The organism is Rhizobium mesosinicum (assembly GCF_019511345.1).
Lineage (GTDB): Bacteria > Pseudomonadota > Alphaproteobacteria > Rhizobiales > Rhizobiaceae > Rhizobium > Rhizobium mesosinicum.
The window spans coordinates 1-26,186 of the sequence record NZ_JAEUAK010000016.1; the positions used below are offsets into that span (position 1 = coordinate 1).

Here is a 26,186-nt window from a genome sequence, read left to right on the forward strand (position 1 = left end):
AGGCATTCGATCTCCCGCCGGGTCAGGCTTTCCGATGGCCGGTCGTCCGGCTTTTCTGCGCTCGCCAGCCTGTCTAAAAGCTCCATGCAGCCATAAACCAGCGCCATCGCCGCCTCGCGGCTGGGCACGCCGCCCGAACCCGAAAACGCGAAGATGTATTGTTTCAGGTCAGCGTCGTGGAGCGCGAAAGCGAACGTTTGCTTCAGCCCGTGCATCTGAAACATCGCGTTCAGACGGCGGTTTTCCTGATTCGCTGCAGTGCCGCCAAAAGGCCCCTCTTCGCAGAAGACAGGCATGATCGTGCGCTTCATGGCGGCGACCAGCTTACTACAATAGAAGAGGTCCGCCTCCTCGTAAAAGTTGACGAGGCTCTGCGGCCAGTTGCTGATCACTTTGTTTTCGAGAAAGGCCGTCCGGTCCCCGCGCGGGAATACGGAAAACAGGTGGAATTCGAACCCGGCGGCTTTCGTCAGCTCGTCTAGGCGGCTTGCACCCTCGACAGCGGAAATGCCCGCGGAACAGGCGCTGAACGCTGAAAATGCGGTATTATCGGCGCAGTCGCGGACTGCGCGTTCACGTCTGTTCATTGTCTCGTTCCTTCAAGGGCCTGGCTTCGACTCGGCCTCGCAACCAGCCGCGGATCGGACGCGCCGGACGATCAGGAAAGACGCCATGTGCCCCGCATCCGAAGGATACGAAGCATTCAAACGGCAATCTTCATGATGCTGCGAGAAGAACGAAGACGAAGTCTTTGCGCTCATCCTTATGTTGCAGCGCTTATAAGATTGTCCGGGGGAAACATCTAACATTTATTCCGCATGGCTCCCATGCAGCCGCATCAAATTGACGTAGCGGCAGGGTTCCGCAAATCAGGCCCCTCGGGCAGCGTCTAAAGTTGTTATCAAAGTCTTACGATGCGTTTAGGCAATTTTTAAATGTGGCAAGTTAGAGTGGCGCCCGTGGTCTTGCGTTGTGTAGAGAGTCCAATGACCGAAATGATACGTCCCCGAGTGAAATATGTCATCGGCCCCGATGGCAGCCCCCTGACGATTGCGGATCTTCCGCCGCCGAATACGCGGCGCTGGGTCATCCGCCGGAAGGCAGAGGTTGTCGCGGCTGTTCGCGGTGGCTTGTTGAGCTTGGAAGAAGCTTGTGAGCGTTACACGCTCACTGTCGAAGAATTCCTTTCTTGGCAGTCGTCTATCAACAGCCACGGTCTCGCCGGCCTGCGCACCACGCGCATCCAGCAGTACCGCCACTGATCCCGCTCCATTCCAGTTGATTATTTCGGGCCGGACGCATTTCCCTTGAGGGAATGAAGAAGGCCCGAAATCATTGCCGAGGCCGCGCAACACCGCATGCCGGTCTGCGTAAACCTGTTCGCAGGTCCCAGCGATCGATGTCGCAATCACCATCACGACGCGGTACGACGGTGCGATAAAACAGGCTGCCGGTGCCGTCGGCAGCCATGGACTAAGCCGCGATTCCGGTCACTTTCAAAACCGCCACTACGATTGCGTAACCAGTGTCGCACCCGGCCACTCACCCATTTCAGAGTGATGACACGATTTCCAGCGGTGACGGCGTCTCATCGAAAAACCAGAACCTCTCGAAGCGAAATGAGCGGCAGCGCGAGGCCAGGCGCCAGAAGAAACGGTGCCGCCGCCAATAGCACGAGCCGGACCACCGAGAGCCCGTTCAATCCCCTCCGCTTGAACACACTGTCTCCTGCCGCCACGGTTGGCATGCCGACGCCGCCATGTCACGTTCCCGATCACATATTCAAATTCGTCAGGAGATAAAGATGGATATCAGAATTGAGGAAACCACTTCCGGCGGCCGCTATGTTGCGGCGCTGGAAGGCCATGAAGCGGAAATGACCTATTCCCGCACATCGCCGAAACTCATCATCATCGATCATACAGGCGTCCCGGATGCTTTACGCGGCAAGGGCGTCGGCCAGGCGCTCGCTCTTCATGCGGTCGAGGCAGCTCGCGAGGGCGGCTGGAAGATCATCCCGCTGTGCCCCTTCTTCAAATCACAGGCGCAGCGCCATCCGGAATGGAACGACGTGGTGAATTGAGAACATCCGCCAGACGATAGAAACACCAAAAGCCATGCATGACGGACACCGCGCCCGTCATGCATGGCTTCTGTGGTTATCCCCCAAGGCGCCGGGACCGGCGCCTGCAACATTCATCAGGCCCGGACGCGAACTGCGCCGTCACGCTCTTCGAGCGCCGTTGCCCTGGCATATTCCGCCTGCATTTCCTCGAGCGCCAGTTCCAGCGCCTCCTCCTGAACCTTCAGTTCCTTGATCGAAACCTGAAGATTGTCGGCGCGCTGACGTGCGGCCTTCGCGAAGGTCGGATATGCAAAGTGATTCGGATCGGAAATACCGGACTTCTTTTCCTCAACGACGATCTGGCTCTCCAGGTCCTTCGTCATCCGTTCAAATTCTGACATCATCATCTGCAACTGCTGCAACTGACGACGTTTTTCGTTAACCTGAAACTCTTTCAGGCGAACGAGGCTCTCACGCGACTTCATACGCATTACTCCCGTGATGCGAGACCCCGGCTCAACTAGAAACCGCCCTTGCGCGCCGCTTTGACACGGTTTGCCGAAAAATTTCCTGCGATATTAACAAAAACCTACCGCTGGTAACCTTTCGTTTACGGGCATCGTTAATGATAGGCCCGATGATTTAAGGCTCGGTAAATGCCAGGACAGGAACCCGAACCTTTTCATTAGCGAGTCGGATGAATCACTTAGCTTGATTTCTTAATGTGAAAGTTGAGAAGCGAGTTCTGGGATTCTCATTGGAAAACAGAGAAATGGAAAAATTATTTAATAAATTCGATATTCCTTGCCAGAGTGAATTAGAATTTGTTAACCATTTCGTGGCAGCTTCCAAATCACGTAGCTTATTCGGTATCGCGTAGGGGGCCATGCCACCTTTCGGCGGCGGTAAAGGGGATAATTATGCGGGTACTACTCATCGAGGATGACAGCGCCACGGCGCAGAGCATCGAACTGATGCTCAAATCTGAGAGTTTTAATGTGTATACGACAGATCTCGGCGAAGAAGGCGTGGATCTGGGCAAGTTGTATGACTACGATATCATCCTTCTCGATCTGAACCTTCCCGACATGTCCGGATACGAAGTGCTGCGCACTCTGCGCCTGTCGAAGGTCAAGACGCCGATCCTCATCCTCTCGGGCATGGCCGGCATCGAAGACAAGGTTCGTGGCCTCGGCTTCGGCGCCGACGACTACATGACCAAGCCGTTCCACAAGGACGAACTCGTCGCCCGTATCCACGCCATTGTCCGCCGGTCCAAGGGCCATGCCCAGTCGGTCATCATCACGGGCGAGCTCATCGTCAACCTCGACGCCAAGACAGTCGAAGTCGGCGGCCAGCGTGTTCACCTGACGGGCAAAGAATATCAGATGCTGGAGCTTCTCTCGCTCCGCAAGGGCACCACGCTCACCAAGGAAATGTTCCTGAACCACCTCTATGGCGGTATGGACGAGCCGGAACTGAAGATCATCGACGTCTTCATCTGCAAGCTGCGCAAGAAGCTCGCAAATGCTGCCGGCGGCGCCAACTATATCGAAACCGTCTGGGGACGTGGCTATGTGCTGCGCGAACCCGATGGCGCCGAATACGCCGAAACCGCCTGATCCGCCGGAAATCCCCTTATCCTAAAAATCCCGCCTGCGTGGCGGGATTTTTGTTTTGGCGCCGCCATCTCCAAAATGAAAGCCGCCCAGAAGGACGGCTCACGTCGACGATTTGCGCGACTGCTCAGGCGGCGATTGCGCGATTTCCGAACACGGCGGTGAGTATCTTGCGGTCGAAGGGCTTCAGCAGGAAGTCGGTGGCCCCTGCCCGCTTACCGGCCATCAGTTTCTTCAGGTCGGCCTCGATGACGCAATAATAGATCTTCACCTCTTTGCCGCCGTCCATGGCGCGGATGGCGGCGATGAGATCGAGCGCTCCCTCCATGCCTGAATCGACGATCAGATATTCGGGAAGTTCGGCCTGGCAGCGTTGCAGCGCCTCCTCGGCGTTCGAAGCTTCGCTGACCAGAAAATCGAGTTCGGAAAGGATTCGCTTGCCGACCTTGCGAACGATGTCCGAACTGTCGGTGATCATGAATCTCTGCATGGCGCTCCTGACCCCTCGCTGTCTCCGTCGAGGGCCTTCTCTAACCTTCGAGCATAGGTTGATCAGGCTAAAGAATCGTTACCACCGCTGCTTCGATCAGCAATCGGTGAATTACGCGGCAGCGATCTTGGCGGTGAAGACGATCTCTTCGGCGCTAACCGCGTGATCCAGAACCATGCCGCATTCTTCGGCCAGCAGTACGGTATAGTAAGGCTGGATCGAATGCGCATCGATCGCCTCTTCGACGGTACCGGTGGCGATTTCGACGAATTTCGGCGGCACGCGCATCAGCTTGCCCTTGGCGACGAGCTTGAAGCTTGCATCGAATTCCGGATTTTCCAGCGTGATATCCAGATTGCCGCCACGCGGAATGGAAGAATATGCGACCAGGAATAGGTTCAGGAGCAGCTTGACCCTGTTCTTGGCGACGATCGCGCGCGGACCGTTCCAGGTTACCTCGGTCTTCTTTTCGGCCATCGCGAAGTCCTTGGCTGCACGTTCGGCCTCGCCGGTATCGATCGAGGCGCCGACGGAACCGGATGCGCCAAAGGCAAGGCGGGCGAATTTGAGACGGACCGAAGCATTGAGGGCGCTCGTGCGGATAAGATCCATCGCGTCCGAATCTGCTCCGCCCTCGTCGAGAAGCTCCAGGCCGTTGTTGATCGCGCCGACGGGTGAGATCACATCATGACACACACGACTGCAAAGAAGTGCTGCCAGGTCCGGGCCGGACAGAGTGAGATTCGGGTTCTTGGACATCATCGTCTCCTGAGGGCGGCAGTGTCATTCCACCCGGTAGTGTGCCTGATCAAAATTGCGCGAAGTTTGCGACCGTACTCGCCGCCATAATGACACCATATTTGGTAAACCGATTGTTAAGACGATCGGCGCAAAATGCATCAAATGCCAATGCCCCCGACAATGATGAATGGATGACATCATGCGCCTCCAATTTCTGGGAAGATTTATCGGCTTCTGCAGGTTGCTGACCGCTATCATGGTATCGTCGGTAATCGTTACCGGACAGGCCGCAGCCCAGCAGAACAACGGCCAGTACACGATGCAGGAAATCGTCGATGCCGGTCATTCCTTCTTCGGCGAAACCAGTGGCGGCCTCGCCAAGGTCGTCGAAAGCGCCTTCCAGAAATACGGCCTGCCGAACGGTTATATTCTCGGTCAGGAAGGTGGAGGCGCCTTCATTGCCGGCCTCACTTATGGCGAAGGCCAGCTCAATACGAAGAATGCTGGCGAGCATCCGCTTTACTGGCAGGGTCCATCTCTCGGCATCGACTATGGTGGCCAGGGCTCCCGCGTCATGATGCTGGTCTACGACCTGCCGTCCATCGACTCTATCTATGCGCGTTTCGGCGGCGTCAGCGGCTCGGCCTATGTCATTGCCGGCTTCGGCATGACGCTTCTGAAGAACAACAATGTTCTCGTCGTTCCGATCCGCACCGGTATCGGCGCCCGCCTCGGCATCAATGTCGGCTATCTTAAGGTCACTCCGAACCCGACCTGGAACCCCTTTTGAAAAGCTGAAATCGGCGCTACTATCCTTGGGAATATGGTCTTGCCGGTGCCCGCAGCCTTGCCGATGTGCGCCCTGCGTGCTTAATCAACTGGACTGACCCGTATCAACCTTTGTATCGATGGCCGTGCCGTGATCGAATATGCTCTTTTGTTCGGATTGGGCTTCCTGACCGCGGCCTTTCTCGTCTTTCTGGTTTCGCCCGCCGTCCATCGCCGCATCGTCTGGTATACGGAAAACCGCCTCAAGGCGACGATGCCGCTGAGCCCGCAGGAAGTGCGGGCGCAGAAGGACATGGCGCGCGCACTCTACGCCGCTGAAAACGCCCGCACCGCACAGGACCTGCACCGCGAACGCGAGAAGTCGCTCTCCCTGCAGCTTCGCCACGACGCACTCGCCGTCGATGCCGGCAGGCTTGCCTCTGAACTCAATGAGGCACGCGCACAGATCGGCGAAATGCAGGTAGAAGCCGCCGAGCAGCGCTCCCATTTGCGCAAGGACGAGAACTATATCAGCCAGTTGAAGACGAGCCTGCATATTGCCGAACAGGCCGGCTCCAACAAGGATAGCGAGTTGGAAACGCTGCGGGCGCGGCTTGCCAAGATCACGGAACAGGCCAACAACCTGAAGATCGACCTTGCCGCCCGTGAAACCGAGGCCGAGAACCTGAAGTTCCGCGCCAATGCCCTGCGCGACGAACGCGATACGATGCGCCAGGACGTTACCGTACTGCAGAAGCGCGCTAAGGACGCCGAACAGAAGCTCAGCCAGCAGCAGCACATGGTCATTCGCCTGGAAGACAGAGCCGCCCGTGAGGCCGCCTCTGCCGCGGACAAGGAAGCTCTGCTCGGCCGCCGGCAGCAGGAAATCGCCAAACTGAAGGATCAGCTGAAGGCTGCAAATGCCGAACTTCGCAAGGCCGCCAAGGTCCTGCGTGATGCCGGCCTCTCCAAAGCTATTGTCGATCTCGGCGCCGACACAACCAACGAAGCAGAAACCTCTGAACTTGATCTCGCTGCTATCACAGAGCAGATGAGCGACAATGCGCGCCGGCGCAGTGCGGCACTTGCCGACCACCTGCAGAAGGCAAGAAACAACACCGGTCGTGATGGCGCCCTTCGCGAGGAAATCACCTCGATCGCCGCCAGCGTCGTGGCCCTCACTGCGCTCAAGGAAGGCTCATCTTCTCCGATCCGGTCCCTCCTGCCTGAAGGCGGGGAGAAGAAAGGACCGAACGACCGCGTGAACCTCGCTGACCGCGCAGCTGCGATCATCGCCGATCCGCAGCGCTGACCCTCGTCAGATCCGTGCCATCACCGAAGATATGGCAAAGAGCGCAATGCCCGTCGCCGTCGCCACGTTGAGACTGTCCAGCCCATCAGATTGCGGAATGCGCGCACTGCGGAAACGGGAAAGCACCGCCTCCGGCAGCCCCTCGCCCTCTGTGCCGACGACGAGCGCCATGCGATTGGAGGCCGGTATCTGCCGGATATCGGTCTCGCCGCGGGGCGAAAGCGTCCAGATTGCAAAGCCGCGCTCGGCAAGACCAGAGAGAAGAGCGAGCGCATCGCCGCCGCGATGGTAGGGCATGCTCAGGACCGAGCCGACCGAAACGCGCAGTGCCTTGCGGTAGAGCGGATCGCAGCAGGTCTCATCAAGAAGGATAGCATCCGCCTTGAAGGCCGCGGCGTTGCGGAACATCGACCCGGCATTGTCGTGATTAGAAATGCCGCAGCCGACGAGAACCAACGCCTCCTGGGGTAGCGCATCGAGAAGCATGGCTTCCGTCGCCTGCTCGCGGCGGCCGAGCGCAAGCACGCCGCGATGCATGTTGAAGCCGACGATACCATCGAGAACATCGGCGTCGGCCACATAAACGGGGACGTCTTTCGGAAAGCGGTCCAGTATCTCCGCCACGCCGTCGAGCCGATTGCGGAGCAGCAAGATCTTCTCGGCTGAAAATCCTCTACCTGCCGCATGTGCATCGGCGAGCATGCGCAGCACGACAGTACCCTCGGCGATGAAGCGGCTCTGCCGGCCCGTCAGGTCGCGCTCGCGAATATCGCGAAATTCCGCGATCCGCAGATCGTCCGAGGTTTCGATCGTGAGGGGCTGTCCGGCCATGCCGGCCTCAATTGCCCGACAACGTGATGTCAGCCACGATGCGCCCCGCTTTGATATCGAAGACTAGGGCTTTGCGCTTGCCATCGACCGCCGTGCCGTAAAACAGGATCTGTCCGCCCGAAAGCGATGTCTGCTCGATCTTGAAGCCGAGCGGCAGCGAGGCCGTCGAATTCACCGGCGCGTCGGAGGGAACACCGGAAGAGCCTGCGGACGTTGCAGTCTGCGAAGGCTCGGTACGCGTCACCTTGTAGACAACAGCGCCGAAGACCGCCATAAGGCTCACGAACATGATGGCGCCCGAGACGATCTGCAGGCGAACCATCTTGCGCCGGACATTTTCCATAGCCGGATCAAGAGGCTTTTCTTCCTGCTCGTCGTCGGCTGGCTCGAATTTCGTCATCTATGGCGTCCCGTTCTAAAAATACGTCGGAGAAGAAGCGTCTTGAGCGACCCCTTTAAACAAGCAGATGACAATAGAAAAGTCCTGACCGCCGATGAGACAGCCGAAGGCCGCCTCGACGCCTGGCTGACCGCGCAGGTCGGCGAGGAATTTTCCCGCAGCCGCATCAAGGCGCTAATCAAGGATGGGCAAGTCTTTTTGAAAGGCGCGCCGATTACCGATCCCCAAAAGAAGGTGCGAGCCGGCGAAAGCTACGAGATCATCCTGCCTGAACCGGAAGACCCGGCGCCAAAGGGCGAGGACATTCCGCTCGATATCCTCTACGAGGATGATGACGTCATCGTCATCTCCAAGCCGGCTGGTCTCGTCGTCCATCCCGGTCCCGGCAACTGGACCGGTACGCTCGTCAACGCGCTTATCCACCATTGCGGCGACACCCTCTCCGGCATCGGCGGCGTGCGCCGCCCTGGCATCGTTCACCGCCTCGACAAGGATACGACCGGTGTCATGGTCGTCGCGAAGAACGATATGGCACATCGCCATCTCTCGCTGCAGTTCGCCGACCATGGTCGCACCATGCCGCTGGAACGCGCCTATCAGGCGATCGTCTGGGGTCGTCCGCGCTCTCTCTCGGGCACGATCGACGCCCCGCTCGGCCGCGCCACCGGCGACCGCACCCGCCGTGCCGTCAAGCGCCCCGAAAACGAGAGTGCCGACGAGGCGATCACCCATTACGAAGTGCTCGAGCGCTTCCATGAAAGCCCGGATGCCAGCGCGCTTGCCTCGCTCGTCGAATGCCACCTGGAAACCGGCCGCACGCATCAGATCCGTGTCCATATGGCCTATATCGGCCATCCGCTGCTGGGTGATACCGTGTATGGCGCCGGCTTCAAGACCAAGGCCAATCTTCTGCCCGACGAGGCCGGTAAGGTCGTCAAGGCTTTCGACCGACAGGCGCTGCATGCCTACATGCTGCAGTTCGAGCATCCCCGCACCGGCGAAGTGATGCATTTCGAAGTGCCGCTACCGGTTGATATGGTGGAGCTTGCCGAGGCGCTGCGAAGCTGAGATCAGCCTTCGCTATTTCTTGGCGCCGGCGCCCAGGACCCGATGAGTGGCATTGTCGAGAGCGTGGCTGGTGTCGCGCCCGTCCTGCGCCAGGCCCCTCGCGGTATTTCCGCAGGACGAAAGAGCGGCCGAAATTGAAAGCAGCAGGATGGCGGCAAGGGCTGGTCTGATCATCTGGTTCCCCTCGTGAAAGCGGCTGGGCAAGAGTACCGCCGCCACTGGAAAAATGCGGCAGCCGCCAATAAAATCAATGCCTCTGGTTGGCTCTGGCAAAAGCCGGATAACGCTCTCGTGAACGCCGAAGCGGCCTTGAATCCCTGTTTCGCCATACTTATCTGTAAATGGACTTACTGCGGGCTTGGAGAGAGCCGCATGTCCCGGTTTGCCTTTAACGCGAGGGCGCGTTCCATCGGGAACCGGAATCCATATAAGGAGGGTGCAATCATGGCCCGAAATAACTTGCCGTCCATTACCGCCGGCGAAGCCGGTCTCAATCGTTATCTCGACGAAATCCGCAAATTCCCGATGCTGGAGCCGCAGGAAGAGTACATGCTCGCCAAGCGTTACTCCGAGCACGGTGATCGCGACGCCGCACACAGGCTCGTCACCAGCCACCTTCGCCTCGTCGCGAAGATTGCCATGGGCTATCGCGGCTACGGCCTGCCGATCGGCGAAGTCGTTTCCGAAGGTAACGTCGGCCTCATGCAGGCCGTCAAGAAGTTCGATCCGGAACGCGGTTTCCGCCTTGCCACATACGCCATGTGGTGGATCAAGGCTTCGATCCAGGAATATATCCTGCGTTCGTGGTCCTTGGTAAAGATGGGCACGACCGCCAATCAGAAGCGGCTATTTTTCAACTTGCGCCGCCTGAAGGGCCGTATCCAGGCTATCGATGAGGGCGACCTGAAGCCGGAGCACGTCACCGAAATCGCCACCAAGCTGAACGTCTCTGAGGAAGAGGTCGTTTCGATGAACCGCCGCCTTTCCGGCGACGCATCGCTGAACGCCCCAATCAAGGCCTCCGAAGGCGACAGCGGCCAGTGGCAGGACTGGCTCGTGGACGACCACGACAGCCAGGAAGACGTGCTGATCGAGCAGGATGAGCTCGATACGCGTCGCCGTATGCTGTCGAAGGCCATGAGCGTGCTGAACGATCGCGAACGCCGCATCTTCGAGGCTCGCCGCCTTGCTGAAGATCCGGTGACACTGGAAGACCTTTCAGCCGAGTTCGATATCAGCCGCGAGCGTGTCCGCCAGATTGAAGTCCGCGCCTTTGAAAAGGTGCAGGATGCGGTTCGCAAGGAAGCGCTGGAGCGTGCCAAGGCCGTGCGTGTGGTCGAAGCCACAGCATAAGCCGTTGTCTCATGATATGAAAAAGGCGGGTCCTTGCGGCCCGCCTTTTCTTATGCATGATTTCTCGGGGCTCCGGACCCGGCCTTACTGGCTGGTCGAGAGATCTCCTAGCGCCATCCATTCCTTGATCGCCGTACCGAAGGCATTCCCCCCAGTGGCACCCTTCTGCATGGTCAGCAGCGCCCGGCGGCCGTTGCGATAGGTGATCGGAACGTCGATCCAGTCGCGCGTGGCAAGCAGGTCCAGGTTGGCCTTGCGCGCGTCCGGATAATCGTTGAGCGCGATCATGTGGAAATCGTCGGTAATCTTGGCCGGCACCGCGATCAACGGATCGCCGCGGTCCTGTTCCGTGCGCTTCATCGAGATGCGTTGGACGCTGTCGATGCTGCCGCCTTCGAAATTCGGCGGAACCGAGAAGACGATTTCCACGAGATGGCTTGCCGGCAGCGACGGGTCGGAATTGCGTTTGAAGGTCAGGAGAGCCGAAAGATTGCGCTCCGGCACGGTGACGTTGCCCTGCACCGTAGCTTCCTGGCGGCCGCCCTGCCCGGCTTCATGCTGCACGGTCCAGACAACCGATCCTTCGATTGCCGTTGGAGAGCTTTCACCAATCCGCTCTTCGTAGAGGAACATCTTTTCTGTGGCACCGACAGGCGTGTTCTGCGCCGCGGGTGCCGCAACCGGGCCATTCGGCGTCAGGTTTTCGGCAGGCGCGGCATCGGATTGGACGCTCGGCGTGCTGCTATCGGCTGCAGCGACGTTCTGCTCGGCAACCGACTTGCCTTCCGCCGTCGGCGTTCCCGGCACTGCTGCCGGGCCGTTATCGACCTCGGTGCCATCGGCAAGCAGCCGCTGGGTGAACTTGGCATTGGCCGCCGATCCGTCCAGCGAGGCAACTTCCTGGTTCGGCCGCGCCGGCGGGCTGGCGGCACTCTGATCTGTTGGCTGGCTCGCAGCCGGCGCGCTGTTCTGCTGCGCCGGAGACGTCGCCGGATCGTCGCGCACGGCCTGCGACGGTGCGGAGCTGACGAGACCGTTGACCATTTCCATGACAGCTTCGCGGTTCATCCAGCCGGCATATGCGCCACCGCCAAGAATGCCCAGCGTCACGAGGATCGCGAGAATCGTGCCGATGCCGAAGCGGCGGCGTTTCGGCTCCATGCGAAAGTTCTTGCCCTGCAGCTTGGAAGCGACGATCTGGTCCAGATCCATCGGCGGATTGCTGTCGTCGTCATCGGTGACAGCGTTGGGCCGGTCATAGCCGCGCAGCGCACGCGCCTCACGCCAGCCCTCACTGGGAGCTGTCGGTGGGGGTGTCGCAGAACCGGAACCATTGCCGGCATGCACTTCCGCAAAGATATCAACATCGTCGAAATGCGCGGCAGCTGGTGTCTTCTTGCCCGTGCCGGCCTCGATCGGCGGCAGATCGTCGAAAGCGGCCGCCTCCCAGGAGAAGTTTTCCTTGGCGGCCGGCATGACTGCCGGCGAAGCGCTGTTTGCGAGCGTCGAAACCTCATCGAAAGCGCGTGCCGAAGCGTCGGCGGGGACGGCGGGCGCGGCCTCGGCAAAGGAATGGAGTTCTTCCCGCGCCCATTCAGTCTCGGCTTCCTGCGGTATAGGAGCTGGCGTCTCGGCAACCGGTTCGGACCACATGCGATCGAAATGCGCCGCCGCATCCATTGCGACCGGCTCTTCGCGCGCATGCTCGATGAAGTCGCTGGTTTGCGGCTGCGATTGCTGTTCGAAATCGGCCATCGGCTCGACGAGCCGATTGGACGCACGGTCAATGCCGCGTGGAATCGGCTGATGGTCCTCTTCGCGCTGAAGCTCTTCCTCCACCTCATGGGCGGATTCGGCTACCGGCTCGGCAGCGACCTCCTCCGGCCGCGGTTCTTCCGGATAATATTCCTCCCCGGGCTCATGAGCGCTCTCGGGCTCGGCATGAACTTCGGCCTGCTCCGGCGCGCGCCATTCTTCTGTAGGCGCTTCCTCCTCATGGGGCGGATGCCATTCAGCATGCTCGGGCACCGCCTCTTCGGCGGGAACGGCCTCTTGAACGACCTCTTCGGCCTCAGCAGGCTGCTCGTAGACCGGATGCTCCACATCCTCTTGCTCATGACTTTCGTGGTCAGGTGCCTCGGCAACAGGGGCCGTCTCTGCTGCAGGCTCATGCTCCAGCGCAGGCTCCTCGTGGACTTTTGGTTCGGGAGCGGCTGCGATCGGTTCCTCGACAGGCACGGCTTCCGAGTGTTCGCCCTCGACTTCGCGGATTGCGGCCTCGAGCTTGTCGAGCTGGCGTTGCAGCATGGCTTCCGGCGGACGCGGCTTCATGTTCTCGAGCTGCCGCTGCACCGCGCCGCGTGCACGCTCGTAGACCTTCACCCGCATCTCGGGCGTATTTTCAGACAGGCCGTCGACTGCCCGCCGAATAACTGCAATAAAATCCGCCATCAGTACTTTCTCAAGAAGTCCGGCATACTCCCGAACGGTCGCCTTAGGTGACCCGCGACATTAATCCTCAAACGGATCGGTCACAAGTATGGTGTCGTCACGCTCGGGGCTGGTGGAAAGAAGCGCGACAGGCGCGCCGATCAGCTCTTCGACCTGGCGAACATACTTGATCGCCTGCGCCGGCAGATCCGCCCAGCTGCGAGCGCCGACCGTCGATTCCTTCCAGCCTTCCAGCGTGACGTAGATCGGCTCGACACGAGCCTGAGCCGCCTGGCTTGCCGGAAGATGGTCGATCTGCTCGCCGTCGAGCATGTAGCCGACGCATATCTTCAGTTCGTCGAGACCATCGAGCACATCGAGCTTGGTGAGCGCGATGCCGCTGATGCCGTTGGTGGCGACCGACTGGCGCACCAGCGCGGCGTCAAACCAGCCGCAACGGCGCTTGCGGCCCGTCACCGTGCCGAACTCATGGCCCTTCTCACCGAGGAACTGACCGATCTCGTCCGTCAACTCGGTCGGGAACGGACCTTCGCCGACTCGCGTCGTATAGGCCTTGGTGATGCCGAGGATATAGCCGAGCGAACCCGGCCCCATGCCCGAACCGGCAGCGGCCTGGCCGGCTACGGTGTTGGACGAGGTCACGAAGGGATAGGTGCCATGATCGATATCGAGCAGGCTGCCCTGCGCACCTTCGAAAAGGATGCGGGCGCCCTTGCGGCGCTGCTTGTCGAGGAACAGCCAGACCGTATCGCGGAAGGGCAGCACGCGGTCGGCAATCGAGGTCAGCTCGTCCATGATCGTCTGGTGGCTGACTTCGGCCACGCCGAGGCCGCGGCGGAGTGCGTTGTGGTGTGTCAAAATGCGGTCGACCTTGCCCGGTAGGGCTTCGAGGTCCGCAAGGTCCATGACGCGGACGGCGCGGCGGCCGACCTTGTCTTCATAGGCCGGGCCGATGCCGCGGCGTGTCGTGCCAATCTTGGTGCCGCTGTTGGAAGCTGCATCTTCGCGGTAGGCATCGAGCTCGCGGTGCAGAGAAAGGATGAGGGTCGCGTTGTCGGCGATGCGCAGGTTCTCAGGCGTCACCTTCACGCCCTGTGCTTCCAGCCGGCCGATCTCGGCGATCAACGCATGCGGATCGACCACAACACCGTTGCCGATAACCGCCATCTTGCCGGGGCGCACGACGCCGGAAGGCAGCAGCGAGAGCTTGTAGCTCGTGCCGTCGATGACGAGCGTATGGCCCGCATTGTGTCCGCCCTGATAGCGCACAACAATATCGGCGCGCTCTGAAAGCCAATCGACAATCTTGCCCTTGCCTTCGTCGCCCCACTGCGAACCGACCACGACCACGTTCGTCATCAAACTCTTCCTGTTACCGGCGGAGAACCGCACACCTGCTCAAACCCGCGCATCTATAAAGCTTTGTTTTTGGGAAAGCGACCCTGTTGTCACAGCAGATTCGGCTTTTTACGTGACAAATCAGCCGCCGGCAGGCTAAAGCCGGTCATAAAAAGCCTGCCAGAGACGCCAAAGACGGGAAAAGCAACTTGCAAGCTACAGCCTATATCTGCCTCGTCGTTGCAACTCTCTGCTGGGGCGGCAATGCTGTCGCAGGCAAGCTGGCACTCGGCCATGTCAGCCCGATGATGCTGACCTTCCTGCGCTGGTTCCTGGCCGTCGTACTGATCGCCGCCATTTCACTGCCGCAGTTGCGGAAGGACTGGCCGGTGGTGCGCAAGAATCTGCCTCTCCTCTTCTTCTATGGCGTCATCGGCTACACGACTTTCAACGCGATGCTCTATTCGGCCGTCCAATACACGACGGCGATCAATGTCGCGATCGAACAGGCCGGCATTCCCATGCTGATCTTCCTGCTGAATTTCGTTTTTTTCCGCACCGGCGTTTCGCTGGCCCAGGTCGTTGGCTTCGGCATGACGCTTGTCGGCGTGGCGTTGACGGCAGCGCATGGCGATCTCGAAACTCTGCTGCAGCTTAGTCTGAACCGCGGCGATGCGTTGATGCTGATCGCCGTCGCCGCCTATGCCGTCTATACGATTTTCCTCAGATGGAAGCCCATCGTCGACTGGCGCACGCTGATGGCGATCCCGGCACTCGGCGCGGCCCTGACTGCCTTGCCGCCGCTTCTTTGGGAAGCCTCCCGCGGCGCGGCTCAATGGCCGGATGGCGAAGGCTGGGCGATTGCCTTCTACACGGCAATATTCGCCTCCCTGCTGGCGCAGATACTCTATATCCGGGGCGTCGAGGAGATCGGCGCCAATCGCGCCGGCCTGTTCATCAACCTCGTCCCGGTTTTCGGCACGCTGCTGTCCGTCGCCCTGCTCGGCGAAACCCTGCAGCTTTTCCACATGATTGCCTTGGTGCTGACCCTCGGCGGCATCGCCATCGCCGAAAAGGGGCGGCCGAAGTCGGCTGCGACCACCGTGGCCGCTTCGCCTGTCGACTAACCAAGCTCCAGCGTCGTCACGCCATAGACGTTTTTCAGCGGGGTTTCCGGCGCCGGACCGCGATACATACGCGCGGTTTCCATGACTGGTTCGAGCCCTACGCTTTCTGCAAGTGCAATCGCCTCGGCATTGGCCGCCGGGATATCGATATAGATCGACGCGCCGTGTGCCTGCGGAATGAGGCCCGCCAGAAGGGCCGCAGCGCTATCGGCGTCGCCGGCAAAAAGCGGGCCGATCTTGTAGCCCTCATAACAGCGGCGGATCGTGCCGTAACCGCGGATCTTGCCGCTCCTGCGCACGACGAGCGAGCTGCGCCCCTTGCGGGCCGTGCACCAGGCAGCAAGGAAAGCGGCACGGGGCTGCGGAAAGATACTGCTGTCATAGCGCAGCAGACCTTCGAGCCGCGCATCCGGAACCGGCTGCGCGGCGAGTGACGATTGCGGCACCGATGCCGGCACGCCGCCATAGCGGATCGTGCGATAGGCAAGCTCGAAACCGGCTCTGCGATAGGCTGCCTGCTGGGCCGCAACGCCATCGAGGCCGATCGTACGGTCTCCTGCCGAAGCGATGCCGGCATTCCAGATCGCCTTGCCGAAGCCCCGGCCGCGGAACTCGGGATGCACGATATAAAGACCGAGAAAGGCGAAATTGTCGCCATATTTGACGACGGAGATAGAACCGACCGGCACCTCACCGATGGCACCGACAAAAAATCCGGAAGGATCGGCTTCGTGGAATGCGATCGCATCGTCGAGGCCGGGATTCCAGCCTTCCTGGCGTGCCCATTCCAGCGCGAGCTCCAGTTCGCCTGGCCGCATGGAACGAACGGCAAATTCCGAATTCATGCAACCTTCCCAGATTGAAACCCGCTAGTCCATTCCGCCATGCGCCAAGCAATCGTCAAGACGATTGCCCCGGCGCTCAGACCGGTCATGATGAACTCGCGTTCACGGCTTGAACGATGCGTATCGTCGTTTGAAATGCAATGCAAAAGAACTTCGATCCCGCCTTACCATGAAACAATGTAATTGCAATCTCAAGAAAATTACTGCGCCCGCAGGATCCTTCCGGCGAGTGCAAATCGAAAGACTGCAGTATCTAGTATTTAAACCCTAGCGCAGAAATGAACCCAGCGCTTCGGCAGTACCGATGGTCTGGGCAGCCTGGCTGAGAACGCTGTCGAAAACGAAGCTGACGACGATGGTCAGCTGCTGGGAATAGGCCCTGAGCTCAGGGACCCTGCTTTCCACCTGTACCGGAGCCCGCAGAGCAAAGGGCACGTTCGGGCGAACGAAACCGGCGCTCGTTGTCAACGGCTCCTCGGGCAGATGGCCGATGGCCGAGGTGTATATGAGATCGCGGCCGAAGCCGCCCGGGCCGAAGGCAAAGGCCGGCTGACTTGCAGCCGATATTGTGATCGCGAGTGCGGCGGCGAGAGGAAGTCTGCTCATCTTAAAATCCCCGTTTCCGGTCGGTCGGCGATTTCCGCCTGGCCGTAGCGACGGTTGCATCTGTCCATGCCCGGCCGCTTTCATGAGGGTCACTCTACATGCCGGTATTTGCAGGCTTTTTAAGTCGATCTGTACAATTTTATTGAAACGCGATTTTTTAGACTGTCTCTGTTCCGACAGAAAACAATCTTTACCATACGCCTTGACGGTATTTTCGCATCCTTACTTTTAAGGTGCCGCAAAACGAAACAGGGACAAAAAACAATGCACGAAGTTCCAGTTAAATCCCGGATTATCCAGAACGTCTATTTCAGCCAGGAAGACGGGCGCTTGCGCATCCGTTTCCGCAACGGCGAAGAGCGCCTGTTCGACGGGGTACCGGCCGACGACGTCAGCACCATGGTGGCGGCGCCCTCTCCGGGCCAGTATTATATCGACCGGATCAGAACACGGTATCGCCGTATCGCGGCCTGACAGACTTCGATCGCTGCATCGGAGCGGCTTAATCTATTGTGCCTTGCTCCGGTCGAGATCGATTGCCACATCAACGCGAGCCTTATAAATGATGACTTTCATTGTCCGAGGTCTCGCGAACTGACGATGCCGTCGTCCGATCAGAACATGAAACTGGCGCCGCAGCCGCGAAACGGCCGCGCCGTCATGTGGTTGCTGATTGTTCTGTCCGTTTCAATTGTCGGGGCAACTGTGCTGCTGTCGAATGACATGCGGCATCTGAAGTCGCTGGCTCGCTCCTTCGGCATAGAACTATTTCCGCCCGCGGCACCTCCGCCTCCTCCGCCGCCTAAGATCTTCCGCCGCACTGAACCCGTCAGCATCAAGATCGCGCCGCGCACGCTCGATCTGCCGCAGCCGGCGCTTGCAAGCGCTTTCCTGCGCACCTGGCGGATTTCTGGCCCTGTCATGTGCGAGGCGCTGCGCTCAGCCGGCGTGGAAACCAGCGAATGGGCGGAAACGGCCTTCAATTCCGATACGTTCGAATGTTCCTACGAACATGTCTACAAGAAGGAGAAGGAGCATGTCGTCAGCTCGCTCTTCCTCGTGGTGCGCGGCAATGGCAGAGGCATGATTACAAGCATGCGCGTGAAGCTCGTCGGTCCCGCGACCGACAGTAACGGCCAGCTTGATCCGGCCATAGTGCGCATCTTCGAAACCATGCTGACGCAACCGGCGTGGCTGGATTTCCATGATGCCCTGACGGCAATCCGCAATCTTAAGGATGTGAAGGAGGAAGGCTTCGGTGTCCTCATCAACTTCACCCAGGAATATTCGCGGCCGGGCGCCTTCAACTTCACGCTCCTGCTTCAGGAGAACTCCGCCCAACAGCGCCGCACGAAGGATTACTTTTCCCCGAAGACCTGGTTGCCCGCGCCCGATCCCTCCTGGCAAGTGCCGGAATTCATCTTCTGGCGACGCGCCTGATCACTTCGCTGACAACGAGTTGTGGCGGCCGCCTGCCCCGCATCCGACCTAATCGCACCGACCAGCGAGCGATCAGGTTGGAAGTGCTTGCGCCCATTGGAGGGCGTACTCCATTTTCATGGCGATGGCCGATAATCTAGCGCGTCAAACTTCAGACGCATTTAACTCAAAATAGGTGCGGCTCAACCCTTTCGATCCTTGACTCGAATCGACCAGAGATTAGCTTTGAGCCTGCCTTGAACCGCTCGTCGTATCCAGCAGCCACCTCTGTCGCGCGAAACACATCGGGGAGTACCGGATGGAAACTAGACTTCAGTCCAAACTCATCGAAGCGATCGATTACGAGCGCGAGACTAGACATCTCACGCTCTATCTGACCAACGGCCAACGCCGTCATTACGAGGATGTCCCCGAAGGCATCGTCGTCGGACTGACCGCAGCAGCATCTCCTGGCGACTTCTACATGAGCCAGATCCGGGGCCGCTTCCGCACTACCTGAGAAATACGGCACGCACCCAAGGCGTGCCGTGTCGGTACCGAGCGTATCGTTGAACCGAAATCGGCCTCACATTCCATTCATCGACAAAACTTCAGCCCCAATCTCAGCCGCCACACTTGGGGATTTGCCGTCGTGGCCGGTCGATGCGAGAAGGCGGGCCGTATCGGCGGCGCTGGAGGGATAGCCAAGCGCGAAACCTTGCAGGCTGTCGCAGCCGAGCCACGACAGCGTCACGGCATGGGCTTCGGTTTCCACCCCTTCTGCAATCACCTCCACATCGAGTGCCTTGGCGATCTCGACGATCGACCCGACGACGCGCCGCTGCTCGGCCGATTCCACCACATCGGTGACGAGTTGGCGATCGATCTTGAGGCGTTTCGGCTTCAGCCGTACAAGGCCGATGAGCGAAGCATGGCCGGAGCCGAAATCGTCGATCTCGATATCAATGCCCATCTGCTTGATCAGGTCGATGTTGACGAGGAATTTCTCGTCGCAATCGTCCAGGAAGATCGTTTCTACCAGCTCGAAGACGATGGCGCCCGGCGGGATAGCCAATCGGCGCAGCTTGTCCAGCAAAGCGGGGTCGGTAAGACGCCCAGGCGAAATGTTCACGGCGATGCGCGGCACGTGGCAGCCCATCGCCAGCCATGTGACGCGATCTTCAAGCGCGCGCTGCAGGACAGCGGCATCGATCTCCGCCGAAAGCCCGTATTCATCCGCAAGGCGCAGAAACAAGCCTGGCGCAAGCACGCCTTTCTCCGAATGGTTCCAGCGCGCCAGCGCTTCCAGCCCGGTAATCTCGCGGGTGCGCGCATCGAGCTGCACTTGATAGTAGGGAATGATCTCGCCCTGCTCTAGGGCTTGGGCGAGATCCTCGGCCAGGCGACGCTTGCCGCGCAAGTCGTCCTGAAGCTGTCGGCTGAAGAATTCGATGCGGTTGCGTCCGAGCTTTTTTGCCTGATAGAGAGCCAGATCGGATTCGGCGAGCAGGTTGCGTGCCCTTTTATCGCTGCTCCAGGATACACCGATCGACGCACCGGATTGCAGCATCTCCTGTCCGAAGCGGATTTTCTTCCGCAGTCGCCGCTGCACATCCTCGACGATCGCCTTCAGCGCATCGAGGCCAGCGAAATTGATGAGCACGATGACGAAATCGTCGCCACCAACACGGGCGGCCATACCATCCGAGGGAATGGCTGCGGCTATTCTGAGCGATGCGGTGCGCAACACAGCATCGCCAGCTGCGTGACCGTGGCTGTCGTTGATCTGTTTGAACTGGTCGAGATCGAGATGCAGAACGGCAAGCGTCGACACACTCTTGTCCGCCAGCAGCGCTGCCAGCCGCCTGTCGAGCAGGCGCCGGTTCGGCATGCCGGTCAGATAATCATGATTGGCGACATGCTCGATCCGGGCATTGCTTTCTTCAAGCGCCAGCGCCCGGGCCTCGGCCATCATCTTCTGCTTGCCAAGCTCGGCATTGAGCAGCACATCGGATGTCACGTCCCATTCGGCACCGATGAAGGAGGGAGTGCCCTCCTCATCGACATAGAAATGCGCACGTGAGCGCAGATAGCGGATCTCGCCGCTTGGCAGAATGATGCGAAACTGAGAATTATAGGCGCCGCGGGCGGCAACCGCTTTTTCGAAATCCCGCTCGGCCTGCTCCCTATCGTCAGGATGTATGGCGTTCGACCAGACACGCGTAGACACCTCTCGATTTGTCTGGCCGGTGCCGTAGAGACGGTGCATCTGTGCATCCCAGAGAATAGAATCCTTATTGATGCTGTGCTCCCACACACCAATTTGCGAAGCATCAAGCGCCAGCTCCAGTCGCCGAAGAAGATCCTGGAACTCTCTCTCTGATCGCGTTGGTCTATTCTCGGGCAATTCGTTTCAGCCTTCGAAGCCTGCAAGAATTCATAATATAGTCGCAAGCCTCATTAATGAAGCCTTTTCGTAAGTACCGAACTAGTTACTAGGTGAACCGATCGTTACGACTGCCTTCTTTTCGATCAGTATTGTTTTAATCAATGATTGTGTCGCGGTGGGTTCCTGGCAATCTGCCTGAAGTCGACCGCGCCGTCGATCACCGCACCATCTGACAGCTGCGTCACCGTCTTGCGATAGATTCGCTGCCACGGCGTCGCATCATCAGGCACCAGCGGGATTCCATCGCCCTTGCGGCGCTCGATTTCAACCTCATCAACCAGCATATCGCAACGCCCCTGATTGAAATCGATGCGAATGATGTCGCCGGTCCTGAGCCATGCCAGCCCCCCGCCTGCCGCACTTTCCGGCGAGGCATTGAGGATCGAGGGACTGTCAGAAGTGCCGGACTGGCGCCCGTCACCGATCGTCGGCAGGCTCTTGATGCCGCGCTTCAAGATATGATCCGGGGGCTGCATGTTGACCACTTCCGCAGAGCCCGGCCAGCCGAGCGGACCGGCACCACGAATGGCGAGGATCGTATTCTCGTCGATACCGAGCTCCGGATCATTGATGCGCTTGTGGTAATCCTCCGAACCATCGAAAACGACAGCCTTGCCCTCGAAGACACCTTCCCGGCCCGGCTCCTGCAGGTAGCGCTTGCGAAAATCCTCGGATACGACACTCATCTTCATGATGGCGAAATCGAAGAGATTGCCCTTGAGCACGAGGAAGCCCGCACGCTCCTTCAAAGGCTCGCTATAAGGCTTGATGACGTCGCGGTCCCTTGACTCACGCCCCCGCAAATTCTCTGCCATGGTCTTGCCGGTGACCGTGCGACAGTCACCGTCGAGCTTGCCGGCCTGCAGCAATTCCCACATGACGGCAGGGGTACCGCCGGCGCGATGGAACTTCTCGCCGAGATAGACACCCGCCGGCTGCACATTCGCCAGCAGTGGAATGTCGAAACCGTGCAACTGCCAATCCTCGGGGTACAGCTCGACGCCTGCATGTTTCGCCATGGCGGCAAGATGCGGTTGGGCGTTCGTCGATCCTCCAATCGCAGAATTGGTCTTGATGGCATTGAGGAAGGCTTCCCGCGTCAGGATATCCGACGGCTTCAGATCCTCGAATACGATCTCGACGGCACGCCGGCCGGTACGATAGGCCATCTGGCCGCGCTCGCGATAGGCGGCAGGAATATTGCCGCAGCCCGTCAGCGACAGACCGAGCGCCTCGGCCAGCGCATTCATGGTCGAGGCCGTGCCCATCGTGTTGCAATGGCCGACGGAGGGTGCCGAATCGAGCGCCGTCTGCAGGAATTCTTCTTCATCGATCTCACCTGCCGCGAGCTTCCGGCGCGACTGCCAGATCGCCATACCGGAGCCGGCAAGTTTGCCCTCGTGCCAGCCGTCGAGCATCGGCCCACCGGAGAGAACGATCGCCGGAATATCGACCGTCGAAGCCGCCATGATCGCCGAAGGTGTGGTCTTGTCGCAGCCGGTCGTCAGCACGACGCCGTCGAGCGGATAGCCGTAGAGGATTTCGACAAGGCCGAGATAGGCGAGATTGCGATCGAGTGCTGCCGTCGGGCGCTTGCAGTTCTCGAAGATCGGGTGCGTCGGAAATTCGATCGGGATGCCGCCAGCGTCGCGGATGCCATCACGCACGCGCTTTGCCAACTCGATGTGGACGCGATTGCAGGGCGTCAGATCGCTGCCGCTCTGGGCAATGCCGATGATCGGCTTGCCGGACCGCAACTCCTCGGGCGTCACCCCGTAATTCATGAAGCGCTCCAGGTAGAGCGCCGTCATGTCGATATGGTCAGGATTGTCGAACCAGTCCTGTGAACGCAGGCGTCGCTTGGCGGTCTTGCTATCGGTCATTTCTTCCTCCCGGTCGGGCATTCCAGCTCTCCCGAATTGTTGCCTGCCCTTGATATCCCCCTCGCCCCAGCATGCAACCGTTTTGACGGACGTAACGCATTTTTGTCGCATCCCCAAAACGAAACGGGCGAGGACCAAGGTCCCCGCCCGATTTACCCGACAAAGGAGAAGTTACTCCGCAGCGACCTTCATATGATCGTCCTCGTCCTGCGGATGATTGTCGTTGTGCTGGACAAGCGGACGGTTGCCCGTCATCCGGCGCAGAAGCACATAGAACACCGGCGTCATGAAGATGCCGAAGAACGTCACGCCGATCATGCCCGAGAAGACCGCGATACCCATGGCGGCGCGCATTTCCGAACCCGCGCCGGTCGAGGTGACAAGCGGCACGACGCCCATGATGAAGGCCATGGAGGTCATGAGGATCGGGCGCAGACGCAGGCGGCTGGCTTCGATTGCGGCTTCACGCGGCGTCCTGCCTTCGAACTCCAGTTCGCGGGCAAATTCCACGATCAGGATCGCGTTCTTGGCCGAGAGACCGACAAGCACGACAAGGCCGATCTGCGTGAAGATGTTGTTGTCTCCACCGGTGAGCCAGACACCAGTCAAGGCGGCCAGAACACCCATTGGCACGATCATGATGATCGCGAGCGGCAACGTCAGGCTCTCGTACTGGGCAGCGAGCACCAGGAAGACGAGCAGCAGGGCCAGCGGGAAGACGACGACGCTGGAGTTACCAGCAAGGATCTGCTGATAGGTCAGGTCCGTCCACTCGAAGTCGATGCCCGATGGCAGCGTTTCATGCAGGATCTTCTCAATCGCCGCCTGAGCCTGGCCGGACGAGAAGCCCGGCGCCGGACCGCCGTTGATATCGGCAGCGAGGAAGCCGTTATAGCGGTTCGCACGCTCCGGACCGGTGCTGGCATCCACCTTCAGCAGGGCTGCAAGCGGGATCATCTGGCCCGATGCCGAGCGAACCTTCAACTGACCGATATCTTCCGGCTGGGCGCGGAACTTGGCATCGGCCTGCACCCGGACGCTGTAGGTGCGGCCGAAGGCATTAAAGTCGTTCACATAGAGCGAACCGAGATAGATCTGCAGCGTCTGGAAGACGTCGGTGACGGAAACCCCAAGCTGCTCGGCCTTGGCGCGGTCGAGGTCGGCATAGAGCTGCGGCACGTTGATCTGGAAGCTGGAGAACAGGCCGGCAAGTTCAGGCGTCTGATAGGCCTTGGCAAGCACGGCCTTGGTGGCTTCGTCGAGCGCCTGGTTACCGAGACCTGCACGATCCTCGATCTGCAGCTTGAAACCACCCGTCGTACCGAGACCATTGACCGGCGGCGGCGGGAACATGGCGATGAAGGCATCCTGGATGGCGCCGAACTTCTGGTTCAGGGCCATGGCAATTGCCCCACCCGAAAGATCAGGCGTCTTGCGCTCCTCGAAATCCTTCAGCGTCACGAAGACGATGCCGGCATTCGACGAGTTGGTGAAGCCGTTGATCGATAGGCCCGGGAAGGCGATCGCATTAGCTACGCCCGGCTGCTTCAGGGCGATGTCGGTCATGCGCTTGATGACGTCTTCCGTGCGGTCGAGACTTGCGGCATCCGGCAGCTGGGCAAAGCCGATCAGATACTGCTTGTCCTGCGACGGCACGAAGCCGCCGGGAACCGTATTGAAGATGCTGTAGGTCGCACCGACAAGCGCAAGGTAGACCACCATGACGATGCTCTTGCGCGATACCAGACCGCCAATGCTCTTGCCATAGGCATTCGAACCGGCACCGAAAGCGCGGTTGAAGCCGCGGAAGAACCAGCCGAAGATCGCGTCCATGAACCGCGTCAGCCAGTCCTTCGGTGCATGGTGCCCCTTCAGCAGAAGAGCGGCAAGCGCCGGAGATAGCGTCAGCGAGTTGAATGCGGAAATGACCGTCGAGATCGCGATCGTCAGTGCGAACTGGCGATAGAACTGACCCGACAGGCCGGAGATGAAGGCGAGCGGGACGAAGACCGCGACAAGCACCAGCGCGATTGCGATGATCGGACCGGAGACTTCCTTCATGGCCTTGTACGTCGCCTGGCGCGGACTAAGTCCGGCCTCGATGTTGCGTTCGACGTTTTCAACGACGACGATCGCATCGTCCACGACGATACCGATCGCTAGCACCAAGCCGAAAAGGCTGAGTGCATTGATCGAGAAGCCGAACATATACATGACCGCGAATGTACCGATGATGGATACCGGAACGGCAATCAGCGGGATGATCGAGGCACGCCATGTCTGCAGGAACAGGATGACGACGAGAACGACGAGCGCGATGGCTTCGAGCAGCGTATCGATCACCTTTTCGATCGAGGAGCGAACGAACTTCGTCGTATCGTAGACGATCTCGTACTTCACACCTGACGGCATGGCGAGCTGCAACTGATCCATGGTCGCGCGGACATTGTCGGCGATCTCGATGGCGTTCGAACCCGGCGCCTGGAGAACGGCGACCGCGACAGCCGGCTTGCCGTCGAGCAGCGAGCGCAGCGTGTAGTCGGCGGCGCCGAGTTCAATGCGGGCAACGTCGCGCAGACGGGTGATCTCGCCATTGGCGCCCGTCTTGACGATGATGTTGCCGAATTCTTCCGGCGTGCGCAGACGACCCTGGGCATTTACGTTGAGCTGAAGATCGACGCCCGGCTGACTGGGCGAAGCGCCAATGATGCCGGCAGCCGCCTGAACGTTTTGCGAGCTGATCGCGTTGCTGATGTCACTTGCGGCAAGATTATGCTCGGCGGCCTTCTGCGGATCGATCCACACGCGCATTGAATAGTCGCCGGCGCCGAAGACCTGCACCTGACCGACACCGGCGATACGGGCGAGCCGGTCCTTGATGTTCAGTGTCGCATAGTTGCGCAGATAGGTGATGTCATGGCTGTCTCCATCAGAGACGAGGTTCACGACCACGATGAAATTAGGCGAACTCTTGACCGTTGTGATGCCGAGCGCGCGAACTTCCGCTGGCAGGCGGGGTTCGGCCTGCGACACGCGGTTCTGCACGAGCTGCTGCGCCTTGTCAGGGTCGGTGCCGAGCTTGAAGGTGACGGTGACGTTCAAGGCGCCATCAGACGTCGCCTGGCTCGCCATGTAGAGCATGCCCTCAACGCCATTGATCTGTTCTTCGAGCGGCGTGGCTACCGTTTCGGCGATAACGGACGGGTTTGCGCCGGGATAGGTGGCATGCACGACGATAGACGGCGGCACGACCTCGGGATATTCGGAGATCGGCAGCGCCCGGAGGCAGATGAGGCCGGCGACCACGGTGAGGACCGAAAGAACACCGGCAAAGACCGGGCGGTCGATAAAGAATCTGGATATGTTCATTTTAACGCCCTCTCCGGGGTGAACATGGATGCAAAGTCCCTCGCCGGCGGCT

At 59.7% G+C, this 26,186-nt stretch carries 24 protein-coding genes and 2 pseudogenes; 11 read left to right on the top strand and 15 right to left on the bottom strand.

Annotated elements, in window-relative coordinates:
• Positions 1 to 587, bottom strand: a 587-nt coding sequence (locus JNB85_RS28095) for an autoinducer binding domain-containing protein (RefSeq protein WP_220337695.1), incomplete at its 3' end; no start/stop codon positions are given.
• 399 nt (positions 588 to 986) lie between these two features.
• On the opposite strand from JNB85_RS28095, the gene sciP reads away from it, so the two are divergent.
• A complete protein-coding gene (gene sciP, locus JNB85_RS28100) occupies positions 987 to 1,262 on the top strand; it encodes a CtrA inhibitor SciP (RefSeq protein ID WP_007533628.1) in 276 nt (91 codons plus the stop codon).
• A 20-nt stretch (positions 1,263 to 1,282) separates the two neighbouring features.
• Here the strand turns inward: sciP and JNB85_RS30855 are convergent.
• Positions 1,283 to 1,702: pseudogene (locus JNB85_RS30855) on the bottom strand (paraquat-inducible protein A).
• Between the two features lie 102 nt (positions 1,703 to 1,804).
• Here JNB85_RS30855 and JNB85_RS28105 point away from each other — a divergent pair.
• Positions 1,805 to 2,083, top strand: a complete 279-nt coding sequence (locus JNB85_RS28105) for a GNAT family N-acetyltransferase (RefSeq protein WP_220337696.1) — start codon at positions 1,805 to 1,807, stop codon at positions 2,081 to 2,083.
• 116 nt (positions 2,084 to 2,199) lie between these two features.
• On the opposite strand, the gene JNB85_RS28110 is transcribed toward JNB85_RS28105, so the two are convergent.
• Complete coding sequence (locus JNB85_RS28110) at positions 2,200 to 2,550, bottom strand: hypothetical protein (protein WP_007815190.1); 351 nt, start codon at positions 2,548 to 2,550, stop codon at positions 2,200 to 2,202.
• Between the two features lie 435 nt (positions 2,551 to 2,985).
• Between JNB85_RS28110 and ctrA the strand changes: the two genes are divergently transcribed.
• Positions 2,986 to 3,687, top strand: coding sequence for a response regulator transcription factor CtrA (gene ctrA / locus JNB85_RS28115; protein ID WP_007815188.1), 702 nt, complete (start codon positions 2,986 to 2,988; stop codon positions 3,685 to 3,687).
• A gap of 124 nt (positions 3,688 to 3,811) precedes the next feature.
• Here the strand turns inward: ctrA and JNB85_RS28120 are convergent, their stop codons facing one another.
• Positions 3,812 to 4,174 (bottom strand): response regulator, encoded by a 363-nt coding sequence (locus tag JNB85_RS28120; protein WP_112562834.1) that lies wholly within the window; start codon positions 4,172 to 4,174, stop codon positions 3,812 to 3,814.
• 111 nt (positions 4,175 to 4,285) lie between these two features.
• Complete coding sequence (chpT, locus tag JNB85_RS28125) at positions 4,286 to 4,933, bottom strand: histidine phosphotransferase ChpT (protein ID WP_220337697.1); 648 nt, start codon at positions 4,931 to 4,933, stop codon at positions 4,286 to 4,288.
• 181 nt (positions 4,934 to 5,114) lie between these two features.
• On the opposite strand from chpT, the gene JNB85_RS28130 reads away from it, so the two are divergent.
• Positions 5,115 to 5,705, top strand: a complete 591-nt coding sequence (locus JNB85_RS28130) for a DUF1134 domain-containing protein (protein WP_183741570.1) — start codon at positions 5,115 to 5,117, stop codon at positions 5,703 to 5,705.
• Between the two features lie 129 nt (positions 5,706 to 5,834).
• Positions 5,835 to 6,995: a coiled-coil domain-containing protein gene (locus JNB85_RS28135; protein ID WP_220337698.1), complete on the top strand. Its 1,161-nt coding sequence runs from the start codon at positions 5,835 to 5,837 to the stop codon at positions 6,993 to 6,995.
• A gap of 6 nt (positions 6,996 to 7,001) precedes the next feature.
• Here JNB85_RS28135 and JNB85_RS28140 read toward each other — a convergent pair whose 3' ends face one another.
• Complete coding sequence (locus tag JNB85_RS28140; RefSeq protein ID WP_220337699.1) at positions 7,002 to 7,826, bottom strand: TrmH family RNA methyltransferase; 825 nt, start codon at positions 7,824 to 7,826, stop codon at positions 7,002 to 7,004.
• 7 nt (positions 7,827 to 7,833) lie between these two features.
• Positions 7,834 to 8,226 (bottom strand): hypothetical protein, encoded by a 393-nt coding sequence (locus JNB85_RS28145; RefSeq protein WP_220337700.1) that lies wholly within the window; start codon positions 8,224 to 8,226, stop codon positions 7,834 to 7,836.
• A 42-nt stretch (positions 8,227 to 8,268) separates the two neighbouring features.
• On the opposite strand from JNB85_RS28145, the gene JNB85_RS28150 reads away from it, so the two are divergent.
• The gene (locus JNB85_RS28150) at positions 8,269 to 9,294 is read left to right on the top strand and encodes an RluA family pseudouridine synthase (protein ID WP_220337701.1); all 1,026 of its coding nucleotides are present in this window, start codon (positions 8,269 to 8,271) and stop codon (positions 9,292 to 9,294) included.
• A gap of 12 nt (positions 9,295 to 9,306) precedes the next feature.
• Here JNB85_RS28150 and JNB85_RS28155 read toward each other — a convergent pair whose 3' ends face one another.
• Positions 9,307 to 9,468 carry an entericidin gene (locus JNB85_RS28155; protein WP_220337702.1) on the bottom strand — a complete coding sequence of 54 codons (162 nt, stop codon included), beginning with the start codon at positions 9,466 to 9,468 and terminating at the stop codon, positions 9,307 to 9,309.
• A 270-nt stretch (positions 9,469 to 9,738) separates the two neighbouring features.
• Between JNB85_RS28155 and rpoH the strand changes: the two genes are divergently transcribed.
• Positions 9,739 to 10,647 (top strand): RNA polymerase sigma factor RpoH, encoded by a 909-nt coding sequence (rpoH, locus tag JNB85_RS28160; RefSeq protein WP_183741582.1) that lies wholly within the window; start codon positions 9,739 to 9,741, stop codon positions 10,645 to 10,647.
• An 84-nt stretch (positions 10,648 to 10,731) separates the two neighbouring features.
• Here the strand turns inward: rpoH and JNB85_RS28165 are convergent, their stop codons facing one another.
• Positions 10,732 to 13,098, bottom strand: coding sequence for a hypothetical protein (locus tag JNB85_RS28165; protein WP_220337703.1), 2,367 nt, complete (start codon positions 13,096 to 13,098; stop codon positions 10,732 to 10,734).
• 60 nt (positions 13,099 to 13,158) lie between these two features.
• Positions 13,159 to 14,457 (bottom strand): adenylosuccinate synthase, encoded by a 1,299-nt coding sequence (locus JNB85_RS28170; RefSeq protein WP_220337704.1) that lies wholly within the window; start codon positions 14,455 to 14,457, stop codon positions 13,159 to 13,161.
• 188 nt (positions 14,458 to 14,645) lie between these two features.
• On the opposite strand from JNB85_RS28170, the gene JNB85_RS28175 reads away from it, so the two are divergent.
• Positions 14,646 to 15,563 (top strand): DMT family transporter, encoded by a 918-nt coding sequence (locus JNB85_RS28175; RefSeq protein ID WP_220337705.1) that lies wholly within the window; start codon positions 14,646 to 14,648, stop codon positions 15,561 to 15,563.
• On the opposite strand, the gene JNB85_RS28180 is transcribed toward JNB85_RS28175, so the two are convergent.
• Both JNB85_RS28180 and JNB85_RS28185 read right to left on the bottom strand, forming a co-directional pair.
• Positions 15,560 to 16,408, bottom strand: coding sequence for a GNAT family N-acetyltransferase (locus tag JNB85_RS28180; RefSeq protein ID WP_220337706.1), 849 nt, complete (start codon positions 16,406 to 16,408; stop codon positions 15,560 to 15,562). The two genes, JNB85_RS28175 and JNB85_RS28180, sit on opposite strands and share 4 nt — an antisense overlap.
• A gap of 267 nt (positions 16,409 to 16,675) precedes the next feature.
• Positions 16,676 to 17,014 carry a hypothetical protein gene (locus JNB85_RS28185; RefSeq protein ID WP_220337707.1) on the bottom strand — a complete coding sequence of 113 codons (339 nt, stop codon included), beginning with the start codon at positions 17,012 to 17,014 and terminating at the stop codon, positions 16,676 to 16,678.
• Positions 17,015 to 17,278: 264 nt separating this feature from the next.
• On the opposite strand from JNB85_RS28185, the gene JNB85_RS28190 reads away from it, so the two are divergent.
• The 3 genes from JNB85_RS28190 (at position 17,279) to JNB85_RS28200 (ending at position 18,953) form a co-directional block, all read left to right on the top strand.
• Complete coding sequence (locus tag JNB85_RS28190) at positions 17,279 to 17,488, top strand: KTSC domain-containing protein (RefSeq protein ID WP_220337708.1); 210 nt, start codon at positions 17,279 to 17,281, stop codon at positions 17,486 to 17,488.
• Positions 17,489 to 17,614: 126 nt separating this feature from the next.
• On the top strand, positions 17,615 to 18,454 hold the full coding sequence (locus JNB85_RS28195; protein WP_220337709.1) for a DUF6030 family protein: 840 nt from the start codon (positions 17,615 to 17,617) through the stop codon (positions 18,452 to 18,454).
• A gap of 298 nt (positions 18,455 to 18,752) precedes the next feature.
• Positions 18,753 to 18,953, top strand: a complete 201-nt coding sequence (locus JNB85_RS28200) for a KTSC domain-containing protein (protein WP_112562863.1) — start codon at positions 18,753 to 18,755, stop codon at positions 18,951 to 18,953.
• A gap of 66 nt (positions 18,954 to 19,019) precedes the next feature.
• Here JNB85_RS28200 and JNB85_RS28205 read toward each other — a convergent pair.
• From JNB85_RS28205 to JNB85_RS28215, 3 genes and pseudogenes are all read right to left on the bottom strand, one after another.
• Positions 19,020 to 20,866 (bottom strand): annotated as a pseudogene (locus tag JNB85_RS28205) (putative bifunctional diguanylate cyclase/phosphodiesterase).
• A gap of 114 nt (positions 20,867 to 20,980) precedes the next feature.
• Complete coding sequence (locus JNB85_RS28210; protein WP_220337710.1) at positions 20,981 to 22,765, bottom strand: IlvD/Edd family dehydratase; 1,785 nt, start codon at positions 22,763 to 22,765, stop codon at positions 20,981 to 20,983.
• Positions 22,766 to 22,936: 171 nt separating this feature from the next.
• Complete coding sequence (locus JNB85_RS28215; protein WP_220337711.1) at positions 22,937 to 26,134, bottom strand: efflux RND transporter permease subunit; 3,198 nt, start codon at positions 26,132 to 26,134, stop codon at positions 22,937 to 22,939.
• Positions 26,135 to 26,186 lie beyond the last annotated feature (52 nt).